This window comes from Azospirillaceae bacterium (assembly GCA_028283825.1).
Classification (GTDB): domain Bacteria; phylum Pseudomonadota; class Alphaproteobacteria; order Azospirillales; family Azospirillaceae; genus Nitrospirillum.
Window position 1 is genome coordinate 294484 of sequence record JAPWJW010000002.1, and the last position, 18137, is coordinate 312620.

Consider the following 18137-nt stretch of genomic DNA (forward strand, 5'->3'; position numbering starts at 1 on the left):
ACGGGCGGCGATGGAATTCATCTTCTGGGAATGGGTCAACACGCTGGCGCGCTGGCTGCATGTGGTCGCGGCGGTGGCGTGGATCGGTTCCTCCTTCTATTTCATGGCGCTGGACGCCAGCCTGCGCCGGCGGCCCCACCTGCCCGACGGCGTGCAGGGGGAGGCCTGGCAGGTCCATGGCGGCGGCTTCTACAACATGGTGAAGTACCTGGTGGCGCCGGGCCAGATGCCGGCCGAGCTCACCTGGTTCAAGTGGGAGGCCTACACCACCTGGCTCAGCGGCTTTTTCCTGCTGGTGGTGCTGTACTATCGCGGGGCGGACCTGCTGCTGATCGACCAGTCGGTGATGGCGCTGACGCAATGGCAGGCCATCGGGCTCAGCCTGGCGCTGCTGGCCGCCGGGTGGGTGGTCTATGACCTGATGTGCCGCTCGCCCCTGGGGCGGCACAACGGCGCGCTGGCGGGGGTGGGGTTCGTCTTCCTGGTGGTGGCCTGCTGGGGCACCACGCATGTGTTCAGCCCGCGCGGCGCCATGCTGCAGATGGGGGCGTTGATCGGCACCATGATGGTGGCCAACGTCTTCCTGCTGATCATCCCCAACCAGCGCAAGGTGGTGGCCACCTTGCTGGCCGGCGGCACGCCGGACCCGCGCCTGGGTAAGGCCGCCAAGCAGCGGTCCATGCACAACAACTACCTGACCCTGCCGGTCGTCTTCCTGATGGTGGGCAACCATTATCCGCTGACCTACGCCACGCGCTACAACTGGCTGATCTTCGCCGTCGTGCTGGTGGTGGGCGCCAGCATCCGCCACTTCTTCAACACCAAGCATGCCGGTAAGCCGGCGCCGTGGTGGACCTGGGGGGTGGTGGCGGCCGGCATCCTGGTGGCCGCCTGGCTCAGCGCCCAAGGCTCGGCCGACGGCGGCCCCGCCGTCAGCGCGGCGCCGGCTCAAGCTGCGACCTTCGCGCAAGCGGAGGAGGTGGTGATGAACCGGTGCAGCATGTGCCACACGGCGGCCCCCGTCTGGGACGGCATCACCGCCCCGCCGCACGGCGTCATCCTTGACAATCCCGGCGCCATCCTGCGCCATGCGGCGGACATCCGGCGCCAGGCCGCGCTCAGCAGCGCCATGCCGCCCGGCAACGTCACCCTGATCACGCCGGCGGAACGGGCCATCCTGGCCGCCTGGTCCGCCGGTGCTGCCGAGCCCCGCGTCGGGGCGGCCACTGTTCCGTAAGCAGGACCGATTTCATGGCTTTCACCCCCGCCTCCACGGCCCTGCGCGGCCGGCTGCTGACCTTCCTGCGGGCGCCGTTGGGCCCCGGGGACCGCGACAGCTATCGCTACATCGCCGACGGGCTGGTGGTGGTGGCGGGCGGGCGCATCACGGCGGTGGGGGCGGCGGCGAGCCTGCTGCCCACCCTGGCGGCCGGGGTGGCGGTTGAGCATTACCCCGACGGCCTGATCCTGCCGGGCCTGATCGACACCCACATCCATTTCCCGCAGACCCAGGTGATCGCCTCCTACGGCGCGCAACTGCTGGAATGGCTGGAGAAGTACACCTTCATCGAGGAACAGCGCTACGCCGACCACGCCCACGCCGCGCGCAACGCCCGCTTCTTCCTGGATGAGCTGGCGCGCAACGGCACCACCACGGCGGTGGTCTACGGCAGCGTCCACCCCGGCAGCGTCAAGGCCCTGTTCCTGGAGGCCGAGGCGCGCGGCGTGGGCCTGGTGGCGGGCAAGGTCATGATGGACCGCAACGCCCCCACCGCCCTGACCGACACCGCCCAGACCAGCTACGACCACAGCAAGGCGTTGATCAACGCCTGGCACGGCACCGGCCGCCAGCGCTACGCCGTCACCCCGCGCTTCGCCATCACCTCCACGCCCGAACAGCTGGAGGCGGCGGGCGCGCTGCTGCGGGAGCATCCGGGCGTCTACATGCAGACCCATCTGTCGGAGAATGTGGAGGAGATACGCCAGGTCGCCCGCCTCTATCCGGACGCGGCGGATTACCTGGACGTCTATGACCGCTTCGGCCTGCTGGGCGACCGCTCGCTGTTCGGGCACTGCATCCATCTCAGCGAGCGGGAGATGGCGCGGATGAGTGAGAGCGGCTCCGTCGCCGTGTTCTGCCCCACCAGCAACCTGTTCATCGGCAGCGGCCTGTTCAACCGCGCGGCGTTGGAGAACCCCGCGCGGCCGGTGCGCCTGGGCCTGGCGACCGACGTAGGCGGCGGCACCAGCTATTCCCTGCTGGCCACGGCGGGCGAGGGCTACAAGGTCCTGCAACTGCGCGGCCAAAGCTGGCCGGCGCTGGCCGCCTTCGACCTGATGACCCGCGGCAACGCGGCCGCATTGGGCTTGAGTGATGAGATCGGCCAGATCGCCCCCGGCCGCTATGCCGACCTGGTGGTGCTGGATCCTGGCGCCACCCCCGCCATGGCGCACCGGCGCGAGGTGATGGGCGGCGATTTGGAGGAGGAGCTGTTCCTGCTGATGACCCTGGGCGACGACCGCGCGGTGCGCGCCACCTACGTCCAGGGCCGGCGGGTGCATGACCGCGACCGGCGGGATTAACATGGCGCCTCAGGTGCGCCTGTGCGAGGATGTGTACATCTGAATACAGGCTGCTGTGAGGAGGTTTCCCCATGTCCAACAGCACGACGCTGACCGTCAGGCTGAAGCCTGAGGTCAAGGACCAGCTTGCCGCCTTGTCCGCGCAGACCAACCGTACCCGCTCCTACCTGGCGGCGGAGGCGATCGCGGACTACGTGGCGCGCGAAATCTCCCTGGTGGAAGGGGTGCAGCGCGGCTTGGCCGATATCGAGGCGGGCCGGCTGGTTCCCCATGACCAGGCGATGGACGAGCTGGACGCCGCGATTGAGGAAGTGGCGCGGAGCCGGGGGTGAAGCGCGCTGTCTCCTGGTCCCGCGATGCGTTGAATGAGCTGATCGGCATTGCGCGCCACATCGCCAAGGACAACCCCGATGCCGCCCGCAAGGTGGCGGCCACCATTCGCGCCACCGGGAACGCCCTGGGCGGGCGCCCTGGGCCGGCAGGCCCTGGGCCGCAAGGGGCGGGTCACCGGCACCTATGAAAAGGTGGTGCCCGACCTGCCGTATATCATCGCGTACAAATTCATCGCCGGGCCAACGGGGGGCGAGGTCCTGGTGATCCTACACATCGTGCATGGCGCGCGCGACTGGCCGCCGGAAACCTGGCCGGAGGCTTGAGATTGGGCCCGGACTTTGCAGGGGATTCCGCGCCGTCTTTGGCAAAGGCAGCGGCGCGAGGCTCGGCCTCGTGCCGCTGTAGGCCCCGACGGGGCCGCCGGAGACTTACGGGGAGCCGAAGGCGGACTGGCAGTCAAGGATCAGCCAAGCGGCCGGATGGCCGCGCCCGGCGTTTGAGGGGCATTTGAGCGGCCGCGATCAAATGCCGTTGGAATAAGCGTGGCGTAGGGGGATGGGCTGATGGCCCTGCTGGAAAACATGCAGGTGTTCGTGCGGGTGGTGGAGCTGGGCAGCCTGTCGGCGGCCGGGCGCAACCTGCGCATGTCGCCGGCCCTGGTCAGCCACCGTATCCAGCAGCTGGAGGCGCATCTGGGCGCCCGGCTGCTGAACCGCACCACCCGCCAGCTGCAGGCCACCGAAACCGGCCAGATCTTCTACCAGCACTGCCTGGAGGTGCTGGAGGCGGTGGAGCGCGCCCACAGCAGCATCGCCACCGAAGGCGGCGTGCCCTCGGGCAGCGTGCGGGTGACCGCACCCTTGGGCTTCGGCCGGCGGGTGCTGGGCCCGCTGGTGCCCGAATTCCGCAAGACCTATCCCATGGTGGACGTGCGCCTGCGCCTGTCGGACCATCTGCTGGACCTGCTGCGCGAGTCCGTGGACATGGCCATCCGCATGGCCAACCTGAAGGACAGCAGCTTCGTCGTGCGCAAGATCGCCGACGTGCGCCGCGTGCTGGTGGCCGCCCCCGATTACCTGGCGGCGCGCGGCCGGCCCAAGACGCCGTCCGATCTGCTGGAGCACGACTGCCTGCTGCTGCGCTTCCCCGGCACGCAGCAGTACCGCTGGCCGTTGGTGGGCAAGGGGCCCCCTGGAAAAGACGAAGGTGCCAAGACGACCAAGCTGTCGGTGGCCGGGCCCATCGACGCCGACGACGGCGACGTGCTGACCCGCTGGGCGCTGGACGGCCAGGGCATCGCGCTGAAGCCGCTGTGGGAAGTGGCGGACGACATCAAGGCCGGCGCGCTGGAAATCATCATGCCCGACCATCCGCCGGAGCCGGTGCAGCTGGCGGTGGTCTACCCCCACCGCGCCCTGCTGCCGGCCAAGGTGCAGTCGCTGTCCGACTTCCTGGTGCCGCGCATCCGCGCCCAACTGGCCGCCACCCATCCCGACGCCCTGCTGTAGGGACCCCGTGCCCCCCGATACGTCAAATGACGTATGGGGCCTGCCCAAGATTTAAGCGCACATCGCCGGGCGCCCATTTTCTGGGCGACGACCAGGGCGTTTGCCTTTTGCGAAGATGCCGCCCGTGCCATGCTGGGCGGCACATGGTTAACGCCGGCGGCCTTGGCACGGCGGTTGCGACCCTGGGGTGGGGCCTGGGGCGGAATTCAGAACGGGGTGGCCTGGAATGGGGCGGCATGCGCGGTGCGGTGGGGACAGGGCGGGGTGTCATGCCTGACGCCGCCGGCTTGCATGAGCCGCCCGCCCGCTTGCAACGCCTGCGCGGTCGCGTGGTCCTGGGGGTGAAGGTGGGCGACGACGGTCTCACCCGCCTGGACCGCCTGTACCAGTCCGGCTCCGCCCGCCTGCGCCTGCCCAAGGGGCCGGGCCTGGAGGGCGTGCTGATCAACACCGGCGGTGGTCTTACCGGCGGCGACGTGCTGGAGACGGAGGTGATCGTGCCCGTCGGCGCGCGGGCCACCGTCACCACCCAGGCTGCGGAGAAGATCTACCGCGCCAGCGGGGGTGAGGCGGTGGTGCTGAACCAATTGACCGTGGGTGGCCGGCTGGACTGGCTGCCGCAGGAGACCATCCTGTTCGACGGCGCCCGCCTGGCCCGCCGGCTGGATGTCGATATGGACGCCGGCGCCACCCTGCTGGCGGTGGAATCGGTGGTGTTCGGCCGCACGGCGCGGGGTGAGCGGGTGACCAGCGGCCTGTTCCGCGATGACTGGCGCATCCGCCGCGACGGCCGCCTGGCCTATGCCGACAGGGTGCGCCTGTCGGGCGACATCGATGCCCAACTGTCGCGGCCCGCCGTGGCGGCGAGGGCCCGGGCGGCGGCGTCCTGCCTGTACGTGGCGCCGGATGCGGAGGCCCAGGTGGACGCGGTGCGCGGCCTGCTGGGTGGCGTTTCCGCCGGGGCCAGCGCCTGGAACGGCCTGCTGGCCCTGCGCCTGGTGGCGGCCGACGGCCAGGCCCTGCTGCGCGCCCTGGCGCCGGTGATCGAATTCTTGCGCGGGATGCCGGTCCCACGCGTCTGGCGTTGTTGAGGGAGAGCACTGGTGAACCTGACCCCGCGTGAGAAGGACAAGCTGCTGATCGCCATGGCGGCCATGGTGGCACGCCGCCGGCTGGAACGCGGCGTGAAGCTGAACCATCCCGAGGCCATCGCCCTGATCACCGACTTCGTGGTCGAGGGGGCGCGTGACGGCCGGGCGGTGGCCGACCTGATGGACCATGGCGCCCACGTGGTGGGCCGCCACCAGGTGATGGAGGGCATCGCCGAGATGATCCACGACGTGCAGGTGGAGGCCACGTTCCCCGACGGGGTGAAGCTGGTCACCGTCCACAACCCGATCCGCTAAAGGGACCGCCGATGACCCTGATCCCCGGAGAGATCCTCACGCCCGAGGGCGAGATCGAACTGAACGCCGGCCTGCCGACGGTGACCCTGGACGTGGCCAACACCGGCGACCGGCCCATCCAGGTCGGCAGCCACTATCATTTCTTCGAGACCAACGCCGGTCTCAGCTTCGACCGCGAACAGGCCTACGGCCACCGCCTGGACATCCCCGCCGGCACGGCGGTGCGGTTTGAGCCGGGCCAGACCCGCACCGTAACCCTGGTGCCCTATCGCGGCGCCCGCGTGGTCCACGGCTTCAACGCCAAGGTTTCCGGTCCGCTGAAGGGGGGCAACTGATGGCCATCAAGATCGGCCGCGCCGCCTACGCCGACATGTTCGGCCCCACCGTCGGCGACCGCGTGCGCCTGGCTGACACCGACCTGATCGTCGAGGTGGAGCGGGACCTGACCCTCTATGGCGAGGAGGTGAAGTTCGGCGGCGGCAAGGTCATCCGCGACGGCATGGGCCAGTCGCAGGCGACCCGGGCGCAAGGGGCGGTGGACACCGTCATCACCAACGCCCTGATCATCGACCATGGCGGCATCATCAAGGCCGACGTGGGCCTGCGCGACGGCCGCATCCACCACATCGGCAAGGCCGGCAACCCCGACGTCCAGCCCGGCGTGGACATCATCGTCGGCCCGGGGACGGAGGTCATCGCCGGCGAGGGCAAGATCCTGACCCGCCGGCGCCATCGACGCCCATGTCCATTTCATCTGTCCCCAGCAGATCGAGGAGGCGCTGATGTCCGGCGTCACCACCATGCTGGGCGGCGGCACCGGCCCGGCCACCGGCACGGCCGCCACCACCTGCACGCCCGGTCCCTGGCACATGGCCCGCATGCTGGAGGCGGCGGAGGCCTTCCCCATGAACCTGGCCTTCGTGGGCAAGGGCAACGCGGCCCTGCCGGCGGCGCTGGAGGAACAGGTGCGCGGCGGGGCGGCGGCGCTGAAGCTGCATGAGGACTGGGGCACCACCCCGGCCACCATCGACACCTGCCTGGACGTCGGCGACCGCTTCGACGTGCAGGTGATGCTGCATTCCGACACGCTGAACGAGTCCGGCTTCGTGGAGGACACCATCGCCGCCTTCAAGGGCCGCACCATCCACGCCTACCACACCGAGGGGGCGGGCGGCGGCCACGCGCCGGACATCATCAAGGTCTGCGGCCTGCCCAACGTCATCCCGTCCTCCACCAACCCCACGCGGCCCTACACCGTGAACACGGTGGATGAGCATCTGGACATGCTCATGGTCTGCCACCATCTGGACCCCAACATTCCGGAGGACGTGGCCTTCGCCGAAAGCCGCATCCGGCGTGAGACCATCGCGGCGGAGGATGTGCTGCACGATCTGGGCGCGCTTTCCATCATCTCCTCCGACAGCCAGGCCATGGGGCGGGTGGGGGAGGTGCTGATCCGCACCTGGCAGACGGCGCACAAGATGAAGGTGCAGCGCGGGCGCCTGGCGGAGGAGGTGGGTGAGAACGACAACGCCCGGGTGAAGCGCTACATCGCCAAGATCACCATCAACCCCGCCATCGCCCAGGGCTTGAGCACGCATGTCGGCTCCATCGCCGCCGGCAAGCTGGCCGACCTGGTGCTGTGGTCGCCGGCCTTCTTCGGGGTGAAGCCGGATCTGGTGCTGAAGATGGGCACCATCGTCGCCGCCCCCATGGGCGACCCCAACGCCAGCATCCCGACGCCCCAGCCGGTGCACTACCGCCCCATGTTCGGCGCCTATGGCCGGGCGGTGCGCCGCTGCGCCGTCACCTTCACCAGCCAGGCCGCGCTGGACGACGGCATCGGCCAGCGCCTGGGGCTGGAGAAGACCTTGCTGGCGGTCAGCAATACGCGCGGCGGCATCGGCAAGGCGGCGATGATCCATAACAGTGCGACGCCGGTGGTGGAGGTCGATCCCGAAACCTATGAGGTGCGGGTGGACGGCCGTATCGTGACCTGTGAGCCGGCCGAGGTGCTGCCCATGGCGCAGCGCTATTTCCTGTTCTGATGCAAGGACCCTGGCTTTGAGCGACCTGCCCCACGCCCACACCGTCCTGGCCGCCGGCTTCTGGGATGCCGCACGCCAAGCCGGCACCGTCACCCTGGATTTCGACCACCGCTGCCGCCGGCGCCTGCGCCTGGAACGCGATGACGGCGGCGGCCCCCTGCTGCTGGACCTGCCCACCCCCCGCCACATCCGCGACGGCGATGGGCTGGTGCTGACCGGCGGCGGCATCGTCCGGGTCAAGGCGGCACCAGAGGATTTGATCGAGGTGCGGTGCGAGGCCATCGGCGACCTGCTGCGCATGGCCTGGCACATCGGCAACCGCCACATCCCGGCCGAATTGCGCGGCGACCGCCTGCGCATCCGCGCCGACCATGTGCTGGCCGACATGCTGGTCGGCCTGGGTGCCATCGTCAGCCCGGTGTCGGCGGCCTTCGATCCGGAAGGTGGGGCCTATGGCGACAGCCCGGCCGGCGGCGGTCATGGACATGGGCACCACCACCACGGCCATGATCACGATCATGACCATGGGCACGGGGGGCACGATCACGGCCATCATCATGGGCACGGCCATGGCTGAGGCGCCCTTCACCGCCCAGGCGGGCGATGTCTACCGCCTGATGACCTGGCTGACGGCCTCATTCCCGGTGGGCGCCTTCTCCTACAGCCACGGCCTGGAGTGGGTGGTGGAGGATGGCACGGTGCGCCATGTCGATGCCCTGGTCGCCTGGCTGGACGATCTGCTGGCCGTGGGTTCCGCCTGGAACGACGCCGTGCTGGTGGCCGCATCCTGGCGCGCGGCCGCGATTGAGGATTGGGCGGTGCTGGACGGGGTGAACGAGTTGGCCGGCGCCCTGGTGCCCACGGCGGAACGGCGGCTGGAAACCCTGTCGCAGGGGCGGTCCTTCGCCGCCGCCATCGCGTCCGCCTGGCCCTGCGCCGCCGTGGACCGCCTGGTCGCGTATGGTCCCAACGCCGCCTATCCGGTGGCTGTGGGGGCGGTCGCGGCCGGTCACGGCCTGACCCTGCCGGCCACCCTGCTGGGTTACCTGCACGGCTTCGTCGGCAATCTGGTGTCGGCCGCCCTGCGCCTGGTGCCGCTGGGCCAGACCGACGGGCAGCGGGCCTTGGCGCGGCTGGAACCGCTGGTGTTGGCCGCCGCTGAACGGGCGGCCGTCAGCACCCTGGATGATCTGGGCGGGGCGGCCTGGGTGGCCGACATCGCCTCCATGAACCACGAGACGCAATACACGAGGTTGTTCCGCTCATGAGCACGCCTGCTTCCCCCACCGGCGCATCCCCGGCCCGATCCCCGAATGGCCCCCTGCGCGTGGGCATCGGCGGCCCCGTCGGCTCCGGCAAGACCGCGTTGATGGAGGCGCTGTGCAAGCGTTTCCGCGACATCTACAACATCGTCGCCATCACCAACGACATCTACACCAAGGAGGACGCGCTGATCCTGACGCGCGTCGGCGCGCTTGATCCCGACCGCATCCTGGGCGTGGAAACCGGCGGCTGCCCCCACACCGCCATCCGGGAGGACGCGTCCATCAACCTGGCGGCGGTGGCGGACATGAACGCCAAGTTCCCGGGGCTGGACATCATCCTGATCGAATCCGGCGGCGACAATCTGGCCGCCACCTTCAGCCCGGAACTGGCCGACATCACCATCTACGTCATCGACGTGGCGGCGGGGGAGAAGATCCCGCGCAAGGGCGGCCCCGGCATCACCCGGTCCGACCTGCTGGTCATCAACAAGATCGACCTGGCCCCCCTGGTGGGCGCCAGCCTTGAGGTGATGGACAGCGACACCAAACGCATGCGGGGCACCCGCCCCTACGTCTTCACCAACCTGAAGACGGCGCACGGCTTGGACACCGTGGTCCAATTCATCGAACGCGCCGGCGGCCTGGCCGCCTGAGTTTCAAGAAACGCCATCGAACAGGGGAACCCGACCATGACCTACCGCCGCCTGCTGCCCGCGCTGACCATTGCCGCCGCTCTGGCCCCCGCCGTGGCCATGGCCCACCCCGGCATGCCCGGCCACACCCATGGCTTCGGCGATGGCCTGCTGCACCCCTTGACCGGCTGGGACCACCTGGCCGCCATGACGGCGGTCGGCCTGTGGGCCGGGCAGCAGGGCGGCCGCGCCGTCTGGCTGTGGCCGCTGGCCTTCCTGGCGCTGCTGGTGGTGGGCGCCATCGCCGGCGCCAACGGCCTGGCGGTGCCCGGGGTGGAATGGGGCATCGCCCTGTCGGTGGTGGCCCTGGGCTGGCTGACCGCCTTCGGCGCCCGCCTGCCGCTCGCCGCCGGCGCCACCCTGATCGCCGCCTTCGCCTTCTGCCATGGCGCCGCCCACGGGGTGGAAATGCCGGCCGATGCCGATGGCCTGACCTACGGCCTGGGCTTCGTCACCGCCTCCGCCACCCTGCACCTGGCCGGCGTCGGCCTGTCCTTGGCCGCCACCCGCGCCGGCCTGCGCCTGGCGCCGCGCTTGGCGGGCCTGGCCATGGGCCTGGCGGCGCCATTTCTGCTGTGGGCGTGACTCGTAAAGTGCACGTCATTCATTGATGATGAATAGGTCAATACGAGTAGGTTGTTCGCATTCTGCCGCCAGGAATACAGGTCTAGAGCGGAACAAATCCAGGTGAATGCGCCTGGATTTGTTCATTTTTATCATTAATATTATATGATAGACGGTGATATAATATTGTTATTGCAATTTTTTATTCATCGAACACAAATTCATTTGCGCGAGCTTCATAGAATGATTTCCATGAGTCTGCGCCATTGCATGAAATTCTTATGCTGGTTTTCGATTTCTTTAACAGATGTGTTCCTGGCATGGTTTTCGTGAATTCATTAGAGAAATCATATATATCTGATGCTCCTTTTGAAGGTTCGAAAAAAGCTATGTAGAATGTGAAGCTGCGTAAATGGACGGTTCTTAGCAATTTCTTGCCAACATTATCGAGTTTGAAAAATGTAAAGCCAACGCGATTGCCGCTTGGATAAAATATAATATCTTTATTTTCTGTTTCTGGTTTGTTTTTGATGAATTTCGATGGAATTAAAGATGGATAAGATATTTGGAGGTACATTTGTGAAGATCTTCCTATGCTGTTATTTTTGCCCAAAATGTACGGAAGTATTTGCTGATATATTTCTATATCTGGAGATTTTTTCTCGATAGAAGACGTTGTTCTTGATGAATTGTAACACATCTTAAGAAGCCACCTCTTTAGCTTATCATAATCGTAATGAAAATCAAAACTTTCGTGCCTCTCCATGATTTTATGGAAATATTTGTCAAATAGTTGACATATATATTCGTCAAGACCAGATAGAATTACATTGTTACATACTTCGCAAACATCTTTAATTGTTGGTTCTGATTTTATTACAGAATTAGTGCGTCTCATCCAAAAATAATTTTCATTCTGTTCATTAACAGATAAAATTCTTCTGTGGAGAGCTCTTGGCCAAAGATGCTCACGTGTCATCTTCTTCTCGCTCAATCCACAATACGAACATTTCATTCACAAATCCTAACCTGAGAAATATTACTATAGGTAAAGGCCCGAAACCAAAGAACTATCTGATAATTATTTAATCCTTCTTATCTGGCAATAGTGCTTGTGGCTGGCCCACCCCGCTCCGCGCCACCACCCAGCCGGTGATCATCTCCAGCACCTCGGGCGCCATGGTCTCCGGGATGCGGGCGTATTCGGCGGGGGAACCGGTGTCGGCCGTCTGGAACAGGTGGTTCACGCCCGCCACCTCGCGTACCTCCGCCAAGGGATCATCGGCCAGGGCCGCGCGCAGGGCCGGCAGGTTCTCGGCGGCCGAGACCTGCAAATCCTTGGAGCCCACCAGGGCCAGCACGGGCAGGCGCAAAGACCGCAGGGCGGGCGCCGGGTCGTAGGTCAGGAACCAGCGGTACCAGGGCCGGGTCACGGCGTCGATCACCGCTTCCGCCGTGGCGATGTGGTTGTCGCCGCCGACCACCCCGCCTTGCAGCAGCAGGCGCAGGCGGGCGCGGGCGCGTTCGGGGTCGGGTTCATTCTTCACGATGGCGTATTCGCGGCGGTCCAGATCGACCAGGCGGTCCGTGCCGGCGGCACCCACGCCCTTGGCGTAGGAGATCAGGCGCTTCTGGCTCAACAGGATGTCCTCCCCCGGCAAGGCCGGGCCGGCCAGCAGCACCAGCCAGGCCAGGGTGGGATCGCGGTTCGCCACCATGGGGGCGATCAGGCCGCCCTCGCTGTGGCCGATCAGGCCGATGCGGCGGGGGTCGATGTCGGCCCGGCCGCGCAGATAGGCGACACCGGCCTCGGCATCGGTGGCGAAGTCGGGCGTGGTGGCGGCGTCGAAATCGCCGGTGGAGCGGCCCACGCCCCGGTCGTCCACCCGCAGCACGGCGATGCCCCGCCGGGTCAGCGCGTCGGCCAGCACCAGGAAGGGCTTGTGCCCGTCCATGGTCTCATCCCGGTCCTGCGGGCCGGAGCCGGTGATCAGCAAGGCGGCGGGGAAGGGGCCCTTGCCCGGCGGCAGGGTCAGGGTGCCGGCCAGCCGCACGGCCGGTGCCGCCGGGTTGGCATAGGTGACGTTGACCGCGCGGTAGGGGAAGGGCGGCCGGGGCGTCTGGGGCCGTGCCTGCTCCGCCCGGATCTGCGCCGTGGTCAGGCGGGTCAGCACCAGCGGGCGGATCTGGGACCCTTGCGTCCAGGTGCCGGTCAGGGCACGGCCGTCGGTGGTCAGCGTGCCGGTGAAGCCGCCCAGGATGGCGGGGATGCTGAATGCCACCCGGTCGCCGTCGCGGGTGACGGCGCCGATGGCCACCCCCATCACCTGCTGGTCCACGCTGTCGACCGTGCCGGACAGGGTGCTGTCGCCGCCCACGGCGGGCCCGCCGGTGGCGGCGATGTGGAACACCAGGCGCAGGCGGGTCAGGCCGGTGTCCAGCGTGCCCTGCCAATCACCGGTCAGGACGGCCGTGGTCGCAGGCGGCGGTTCCGCCGACAGCCCCCATGCCGGGGCGCCGGCGGTGATCCAGGCCAGCATCATCACTCCGCACAGCCGTTGCCGCACCGTCCATCCGCGCTTGAGCGTGCGCCCTCCGCCGTTCCGTCTCACCCCAAGCGTGGTGCTGAAACGGGGCCCTGTCCAGCGCGCGAAGGGAGGTCAGGCGTGCGCCAGGGCCGCCGGCCGGAAGCGCCGTGCCGCCAGCACGCCCAACGCGATGAACAGCAGCAGCACCACGCCCTCCGCCACCGCGAAGGGCGGTTCCGATCCGGTGGGCGCCAGGGCGTTCAGCGCCGCCACCTTTTGGAAGGACTGGGCGACGGCGACGAAGGCCAGGAAAAACACGCTGGCCGTCAGGCTGGCGGCATAGAGGACCCGCCACCAGCCCCGCAGGTGGAACAGGTACAGCGCGACGATGGCCACCACCAGGATCAGCAGCGACAGCACGCCCACGCCGTGGGACGGTAGGAAGCCGGTGAAGGGGAAGCCGAAGCCCGTCAGGTCGGTCAGCACCGCCGCCGCCAGGTAGACGGCGGTCAACGTGCGGGGCACGCGGTTGGTGATCAAGGCGGCGACCAGGTACAGGCCGATGGCCAGCGCCACCAGGCTGAGGTCGGTATGGAAACCCACATAGGATAAGGGATCGAACATGGTACAGCCCCCGCTGCGGGCCGGTCCCGGCCCGGTTTCGATCGCCCATCCTGGGCCGACGCATCTTTGCCGTCTTGTATGTCCCGCCCGTCTTCACCGATCATCATGGGGTGGGGGAACGCGCACATAATAACCGGATGGCGATGGCCGCATGATCGACAAGCTGGAATTCTTCATCGCCCTGGCCCGCGAACAGCATTTCGGCCGCGCGGCCGAGGCCTGCGGCGTCACCCAGCCGACGCTGTCCGCCGGCCTGAAACAGCTGGAGGAGCAACTGGGCGTGCTGCTGGTCAACCGCGGCGCCCGCTACCTGGGCCTGACGCCGGAGGGGGAGCGGGTGCTGGACTGGGCGCGGCGCATCGTCGGCGACGCCCGCGCCATGAAGCAGGAGGTGCGGGCCCTGCGCCATGGCCTCAGCGGCCATCTGCGCATCGCCGTCATCCCCACGGCACTCGCCATGGTGCCGGCCTTGACCACCCCTTACCGTGAGAAGCACCCCAGCGTGCGCTTCACCGTGCAGTCGCGCACGTCGGTCGAAATCCTGCACCTGCTGGAAGGGCTGGAGATCGATGCCGGCATCACCTACCTGGACAACGAGCCGCTGGGCCGGGTGCGCACCGTGCCCCTGTACCGGGAGCAATACCGCCTGCTGATCAGCCGCGACAGCCCGCTGGGCGGGCGCGAGCGGGTCACCTGGGCGGAGGTGGGGGAGATACCGCTGTGCCTGCTGACCCCCAACATGCAGAACCGGCGCATCATCGACCGGCTGCTGTCCATCGCCGGCGCCGTCTCCGCCCCCATGCTGGAGTCCGACAGCATGATCGTGCTGTTCGCCCATGTGCGCACCGGCCAGTGGGCCAGCATCATGCCGGAGGTGCTGACCGGCGCCCTGGGTTTCCCCGACGGGATTCGCGCCATCCCCATCGTGGAGCCGTCTGCCGTGCACGACATCGGCCTGGTTGTCCCCTACCGCGACCCCATGACGCCGCTGGCCGCCGCCCTGGTGGCGGAGGCGCGCAAGGTGGCGCGCACTTTTGGTGAGCCGGTCGCGCCTTGAATGGTTGCGTTACCAGATGGCGGCCGCACCCCAGCCTTGCATGCAGCGGCGTGCCGTTCATGGCGCATTGATTTTCCGGCAAAACAATTATTTGCCATAGGGGTTTCGTGATGTATTGGCGTCTTATAAAAACGGCTTTTACGTAAAATGAAACACGCATCTTCTGTGTATCGGCGCGCGCCAACAGTATTTATATCCCGTTAACGTGTCACAAATTGCAGATTTGCCGGTGGTGGCCGGCCGGATATTGGGTTTGACAGGAAAGTCACGGATCATCACAGTCCGCCGCAACGCAGCGGCCGGCACCGTCCGGCGGTGCGGCTTTCGGCTTTCCGGCCTTCTGATCCTTTAAAAGCGGGGCGCCCCGGTATCGGGGCTGAACCCGCTTTGGGTCCGTGGGGCACGGACGGCGTTTCATCTTTGCCCAATGCCCAGCGTGCCCGCCGGCGCGCCTTTCGCTTTTCAGTGTTCCATCCGTTTGGCCCAAGCGCCAGCCCAGGCCTCCGCGGGATCGCGGCGGTGCATGACATCGATATCATCGCACCCGTGCCAGGAAGCGCTCAGGCTCCGCCACCATCGACTCAGAGACCACGAGCCCCATGAAACTGTCCCTCAAGCTTCTTCTGCCCGTCATCGGCCTGGCGCTGGTCGCCGGCACCCTGGTGGCCGCCGGCCATGCCGGCCTTGCCCGTACCGAGCGCGTGTCCCGCGCGCTGGAGGACGCGCAAGGCCTGCAACTGGCGGCTTCCGAAATCCGGGCGCTCAGCCGGGCGGTGCAGCGCGATACCCTGAACACCATCCTGGAAACGCCGGCGGACAGGGCGCCCTTCGCGGAGCGGGCGCGCAGCCGCGCCACGGAGATGCGGGAACGGGTGGCGGAATTCGCCACGGCCGTGGCCCAGGCGCCCCTGGCGCCGGCCCTGCGCGCGGGGCTGGGCAACTTCGCCGCCACCCAGGCCACCGTGCTGGCGGCGCTGGACCAGGCCCTGGCCAAGGGGCTGGACGACCGGCGGGAGGAGGCCATGGCCCTGTTCCGCGACGGCGTGCGCCCGGCCGAACGCCAGGCGTCGGCCATCACCGACGCCTTCATCGAGGCGCAGGACCGCACCATCCGCGAGCTGGCGGCGCAGGCCGCCGCCACCCGGCGGCAGACCGACATCCTGCTGATGGCGGCGGGTGGCAGCGGCGTGGCGCTGGCCATCCTGATGGCGGTGGCGGCCTTCGTCCTGGGCGTGGTGCGGCCGGTGGGGCGCCTGACCAACGCCACCACGGCCATCGCCGCCGGCGACCTGGACGCCTCGGTCAAGGGGGTTGAGCGCCGGGATGAATTGGGTGACCTGGCCCGCGCCCTGCTGGTCTTCCGCACCCAGGCGCAGGAGAAGCGCCAGCTGGAAGCCCATGCCCGGACCGAGGCCGAGGCGGCGGAGGGCCGCAAGCGCGCCGCCCTGGTGTCCATGGCCGAGCGGGTGGAGAAGGAGGCGCGGCTGGCCGTGGACCGCGTGGCCGCCACCACCCGCGCCATGGACGGCCACGCCGCCGCCATGGCCCAGTCGGCCGACTGTGTCGCCGACAACAGCACCAGCGTGGCGGCGGCGGCCCACCAGGCCCTGGCCAATTCCCAGACAGTGGCGGCGGCGACGGAACAGCTGACGGCCAGCATCCGCGAGATTTCGGCCCGGGTGATGCACGCCAGCGCCGTCAGCCAGGCGGCGGTGGCCAAGGGCCAGACGGCGCAGGACACCATCGGCACCCTGTCCGACGCGGTGGGCCGCATCGGCGCCGTCGCCTCGCTGATCGCGGAGATCGCGGCGCAGACCAACCTGCTGGCCCTGAACGCCGCCATCGAGGCGGCGCGGGCGGGCGATGCCGGCCGGGGTTTCGCCGTGGTGGCCAACGAGGTGAAAAGCCTGGCCGGGCAGACGGCGCGCTCGACGGAGGATATCACCCGCCAGATCACGGAGATCCAGGCCATCACCGGCCGGGCCGTGGCCGCCATGGCGGAGATGGGCGGCGTGGTGCGCGAGATGGACGTGATCTCCAGCGCCGTGGCCGCGGCGGTGGAGGAACAGGGGGCCGCGACGCAGGAGATCAGCCGCACGGTGACCCAGACCGCCGACGCCGCCCAGGAAGTGTCCGTGCGCATCAGCGAGGTCTCGGGCGAGGCCGGGGCCACCGGCGATCGCGCCATCACCGTGCGCACGGCCGTCGCCGACGTGGCCCAGTCCGTCGCCGACCTGCGCGGCATGCTGGTGCGCGTCATCCGCACCAGCATGGATGAGGTGGACCGCCGCGCCGAGGACCGGACGCCCGTGGACCTGCCCTGCCTGTTGACGCTGGAGGGGCATTGCGTCGCCGGCCGTGTCCGCGACCTGTCGCAGGGCGGCGCCTGCGTCGCCTTCGACGAGGCCGTCGCCGCCGGCAGCCGGGGCCGCCTGCAGATCGACCATGCCGGCCCCTGGCTGGAGGTGCGCGTGCTGATGGCCGGGGAGGAGGGGGAGCATCTGTGCTTCGATCCGCCCCTGGCGGGGGCGGACGCGCTGCACCTGGCCGGCCTGGTGATCGGCCGCCTGGAGCGCGTGGCGTGATGCGCGTGGCCTGAGGTCACAAGGAAAAGCCCCGGAGGCGGCACCTCCGGGGCTTTTCGCATTGAGCCTGTCACCCCCCGTTCCTAGGCCCCGACCGGGGCCGCCGGAGCGAGCACCGCAGGGCGCGGTGAGGAAGCCAAGCCACCGTCAGGTGGCGCCGGCGCTTGAGGCCAAAAGACTCCGCGCCCGCCGCCTGAGGGAACCCTTAACTATTAGACGCCACCAGCTTCTGGCGAACCTCGGCCAGCAGGTCGCGGGCTTCGGCGCGGCGGCCAGCGTCCCACACCGGCTGTTCCACCGACACCGGGGCCTCCAGCGCGTGGGCCAGCACCCGTGCCGACTTCTCATACTCGCCCTGCTTCGACAGGAACTCGCCATAGAAGTAGTTGGATTCCAGGCCGTCGGGGCTCAGCGCGATGCCGCGTTCCAGGTACTTCTTGGCTTTGCTGTCACTGCCGAAGCCGATGGGGAAGCCCGGCATCAGGTAGTAGAGCGAGCCCAGGTTGACGGCCGCGGCACCCTGCATGGCGGCCGGGTCGATCCTGTCGGCCTGCTCGAACAGCTCACGCGCCTTGCGCACCAGTTCCAGCGAGCCGGCGTTCTGGTCGTAGCCGGCGATGCTGCCCAGGATCAGGGCGTTCATGATCAGCGGCTCCGCCCGGCCGGGATACTGGGTGATCAGGCCGGTGGCGCGCGGCAGCAGGTCCCGCATCTTGGCCGACTGCGCCGCGTCGTCGTGCATCTGGTACTTGATGGCCGCCCAGTCGCGGGTCAGCTGCGCCACATCCTGCGCCATGGCCGGGTTGGCCGGCAGGCTGGCGGCGACCGTGGCGGCATTTGCCGCCGGGCTGTCCACCGAGGCGGCCATCACCGCGACGGGGGAGGAAAGCATCAGGCTCAACAAGGTTGACATCACAACTAACTTACGGGCGCGCATGATCCAT

19 protein-coding genes and 1 pseudogene are annotated in these 18137 nt (G+C 68.1%); 16 read left to right on the forward strand and 4 right to left on the reverse strand.

Annotated features, from left to right (window positions below):
* Positions 1–10: 10 nt before the first annotated feature.
* From PW843_10010 to PW843_10075, 14 genes and pseudogenes are all read left to right on the forward strand, one after another.
* Positions 11–1237 carry a urate hydroxylase PuuD gene (locus PW843_10010; protein ID MDE1146942.1) on the forward strand — a complete coding sequence of 409 codons (1227 nt, stop codon included), beginning with the start codon at positions 11–13 and terminating at the stop codon, positions 1235–1237.
* Between the two features lie 14 nt (positions 1238–1251).
* Positions 1252–2583: a guanine deaminase gene (guaD, locus tag PW843_10015; protein MDE1146943.1), complete on the forward strand. Its 1332-nt coding sequence runs from the start codon at positions 1252–1254 to the stop codon at positions 2581–2583.
* Between the two features lie 71 nt (positions 2584–2654).
* Positions 2655–2915: a CopG family ribbon-helix-helix protein gene (locus PW843_10020; GenBank protein ID MDE1146944.1), complete on the forward strand. Its 261-nt coding sequence runs from the start codon at positions 2655–2657 to the stop codon at positions 2913–2915.
* Entirely contained in the window at positions 2912–3103 is a 192-nt protein-coding gene (locus PW843_10025; protein ID MDE1146945.1) for a type II toxin-antitoxin system RelE/ParE family toxin, read from the forward strand. Before PW843_10020 ends, PW843_10025 begins: the two co-directional genes overlap by 4 nt.
* Before the next feature lie 7 nt (positions 3104–3110).
* On the forward strand, positions 3111–3239 hold the full coding sequence (locus tag PW843_10030; GenBank protein ID MDE1146946.1) for a hypothetical protein: 129 nt from the start codon (positions 3111–3113) through the stop codon (positions 3237–3239).
* A 240-nt stretch (positions 3240–3479) separates the two neighbouring features.
* Entirely contained in the window at positions 3480–4424 is a 945-nt protein-coding gene (locus PW843_10035; GenBank protein MDE1146947.1) for a LysR family transcriptional regulator, read from the forward strand.
* Positions 4425–4693: 269 nt separating this feature from the next.
* Positions 4694–5515 carry an urease accessory protein UreD gene (locus PW843_10040; GenBank protein MDE1146948.1) on the forward strand — a complete coding sequence of 274 codons (822 nt, stop codon included), beginning with the start codon at positions 4694–4696 and terminating at the stop codon, positions 5513–5515.
* Between the two features lie 12 nt (positions 5516–5527).
* Entirely contained in the window at positions 5528–5830 is a 303-nt protein-coding gene (locus tag PW843_10045) for an urease subunit gamma (protein MDE1146949.1), read from the forward strand.
* Between the two features lie 17 nt (positions 5831–5847).
* Positions 5848–6165, forward strand: coding sequence for an urease subunit beta (locus PW843_10050; GenBank protein MDE1146950.1), 318 nt, complete (start codon positions 5848–5850; stop codon positions 6163–6165).
* Positions 6165–7878 (forward strand): annotated as a pseudogene (gene ureC / locus PW843_10055) (urease subunit alpha). Before PW843_10050 ends, ureC begins: the two are co-directional and overlap by 1 nt.
* A 25-nt stretch (positions 7879–7903) precedes the next feature.
* Positions 7904–8455: an urease accessory protein UreE gene (locus tag PW843_10060; protein MDE1146951.1), complete on the forward strand. Its 552-nt coding sequence runs from the start codon at positions 7904–7906 to the stop codon at positions 8453–8455.
* 40 nt (positions 8456–8495) lie between these two features.
* A complete protein-coding gene (locus PW843_10065; GenBank protein MDE1146952.1) occupies positions 8496–9146 on the forward strand; it encodes an urease accessory protein UreF in 651 nt (216 codons plus the stop codon).
* Positions 9143–9796 carry an urease accessory protein UreG gene (gene ureG, locus PW843_10070; protein MDE1146953.1) on the forward strand — a complete coding sequence of 218 codons (654 nt, stop codon included), beginning with the start codon at positions 9143–9145 and terminating at the stop codon, positions 9794–9796. The genes PW843_10065 and ureG overlap by 4 nt, the downstream gene beginning before the upstream one ends.
* Positions 9797–9832: 36 nt before the next feature.
* On the forward strand, positions 9833–10420 hold the full coding sequence (locus tag PW843_10075; protein MDE1146954.1) for a HupE/UreJ family protein: 588 nt from the start codon (positions 9833–9835) through the stop codon (positions 10418–10420).
* Positions 10421–10601: 181 nt separating this feature from the next.
* Here the strand turns inward: PW843_10075 and PW843_10080 are convergent, their stop codons facing one another.
* The 3 genes from PW843_10080 to PW843_10090 all read right to left on the reverse strand — a co-directional run bounded on the left by PW843_10080 (position 10602) and on the right by PW843_10090 (position 13551).
* Positions 10602–11378, reverse strand: coding sequence for a hypothetical protein (locus PW843_10080; GenBank protein ID MDE1146955.1), 777 nt, complete (start codon positions 11376–11378; stop codon positions 10602–10604).
* 106 nt (positions 11379–11484) lie between these two features.
* A complete protein-coding gene (locus PW843_10085) occupies positions 11485–12942 on the reverse strand; it encodes an alpha/beta fold hydrolase (protein MDE1146956.1) in 1458 nt (485 codons plus the stop codon).
* A gap of 117 nt (positions 12943–13059) precedes the next feature.
* On the reverse strand, positions 13060–13551 hold the full coding sequence (locus tag PW843_10090; GenBank protein ID MDE1146957.1) for a hypothetical protein: 492 nt from the start codon (positions 13549–13551) through the stop codon (positions 13060–13062).
* Positions 13552–13702: 151 nt separating this feature from the next.
* On the opposite strand from PW843_10090, the gene PW843_10095 reads away from it, so the two are divergent.
* A complete protein-coding gene (locus PW843_10095; GenBank protein ID MDE1146958.1) occupies positions 13703–14608 on the forward strand; it encodes a LysR family transcriptional regulator in 906 nt (301 codons plus the stop codon).
* Between the two features lie 599 nt (positions 14609–15207).
* On the forward strand, positions 15208–17193 hold the full coding sequence (locus PW843_10100; protein ID MDE1146959.1) for a methyl-accepting chemotaxis protein: 1986 nt from the start codon (positions 15208–15210) through the stop codon (positions 17191–17193).
* Positions 17194–17398: 205 nt separating this feature from the next.
* Here the strand turns inward: PW843_10100 and PW843_10105 are convergent, their stop codons facing one another.
* Positions 17399–18106, reverse strand: a complete 708-nt coding sequence (locus PW843_10105; GenBank protein MDE1146960.1) for a hypothetical protein — start codon at positions 18104–18106, stop codon at positions 17399–17401.
* Positions 18107–18137 lie beyond the last annotated feature (31 nt).

What these genes read in the sequence shown, in the direction of transcription:
- PW843_10010 (MDE1146942.1), top strand. Translation starts at nt 11, where the DNA reads ATGGAATTCATCTTCTGGGAATGGGTCAACACGCTGGCGCGCTGGCTG.
- guaD (MDE1146943.1), top strand. Translation starts at nt 1,252, where the DNA reads ATGGCTTTCACCCCCGCCTCCACGGCCCTGCGCGGCCGGCTGCTGACC.
- PW843_10020 (MDE1146944.1), top strand. Translation starts at nt 2,655, where the DNA reads ATGTCCAACAGCACGACGCTGACCGTCAGGCTGAAGCCTGAGGTCAAG.
- PW843_10035 (MDE1146947.1), top strand. Translation starts at nt 3,480, where the DNA reads ATGGCCCTGCTGGAAAACATGCAGGTGTTCGTGCGGGTGGTGGAGCTG.
- PW843_10040 (MDE1146948.1), top strand. Translation starts at nt 4,694, where the DNA reads ATGCCTGACGCCGCCGGCTTGCATGAGCCGCCCGCCCGCTTGCAACGC.
- PW843_10065 (MDE1146952.1), top strand. Translation starts at nt 8,496, where the DNA reads ATGACCTGGCTGACGGCCTCATTCCCGGTGGGCGCCTTCTCCTACAGC.
- ureG (MDE1146953.1), top strand. Translation starts at nt 9,143, where the DNA reads ATGAGCACGCCTGCTTCCCCCACCGGCGCATCCCCGGCCCGATCCCCG.
- PW843_10075 (MDE1146954.1), top strand. Translation starts at nt 9,833, where the DNA reads ATGACCTACCGCCGCCTGCTGCCCGCGCTGACCATTGCCGCCGCTCTG.
- PW843_10080 (MDE1146955.1), bottom strand. Translation starts at nt 11,378, where the DNA reads ATGACACGTGAGCATCTTTGGCCAAGAGCTCTCCACAGAAGAATTTTA.
- PW843_10085 (MDE1146956.1), bottom strand. Translation starts at nt 12,942, where the DNA reads ATGATGCTGGCCTGGATCACCGCCGGCGCCCCGGCATGGGGGCTGTCG.
- PW843_10090 (MDE1146957.1), bottom strand. Translation starts at nt 13,551, where the DNA reads ATGTTCGATCCCTTATCCTATGTGGGTTTCCATACCGACCTCAGCCTG.
- PW843_10095 (MDE1146958.1), top strand. Translation starts at nt 13,703, where the DNA reads ATGATCGACAAGCTGGAATTCTTCATCGCCCTGGCCCGCGAACAGCAT.
- PW843_10100 (MDE1146959.1), top strand. Translation starts at nt 15,208, where the DNA reads ATGAAACTGTCCCTCAAGCTTCTTCTGCCCGTCATCGGCCTGGCGCTG.
- PW843_10105 (MDE1146960.1), bottom strand. Translation starts at nt 18,106, where the DNA reads ATGTCAACCTTGTTGAGCCTGATGCTTTCCTCCCCCGTCGCGGTGATG.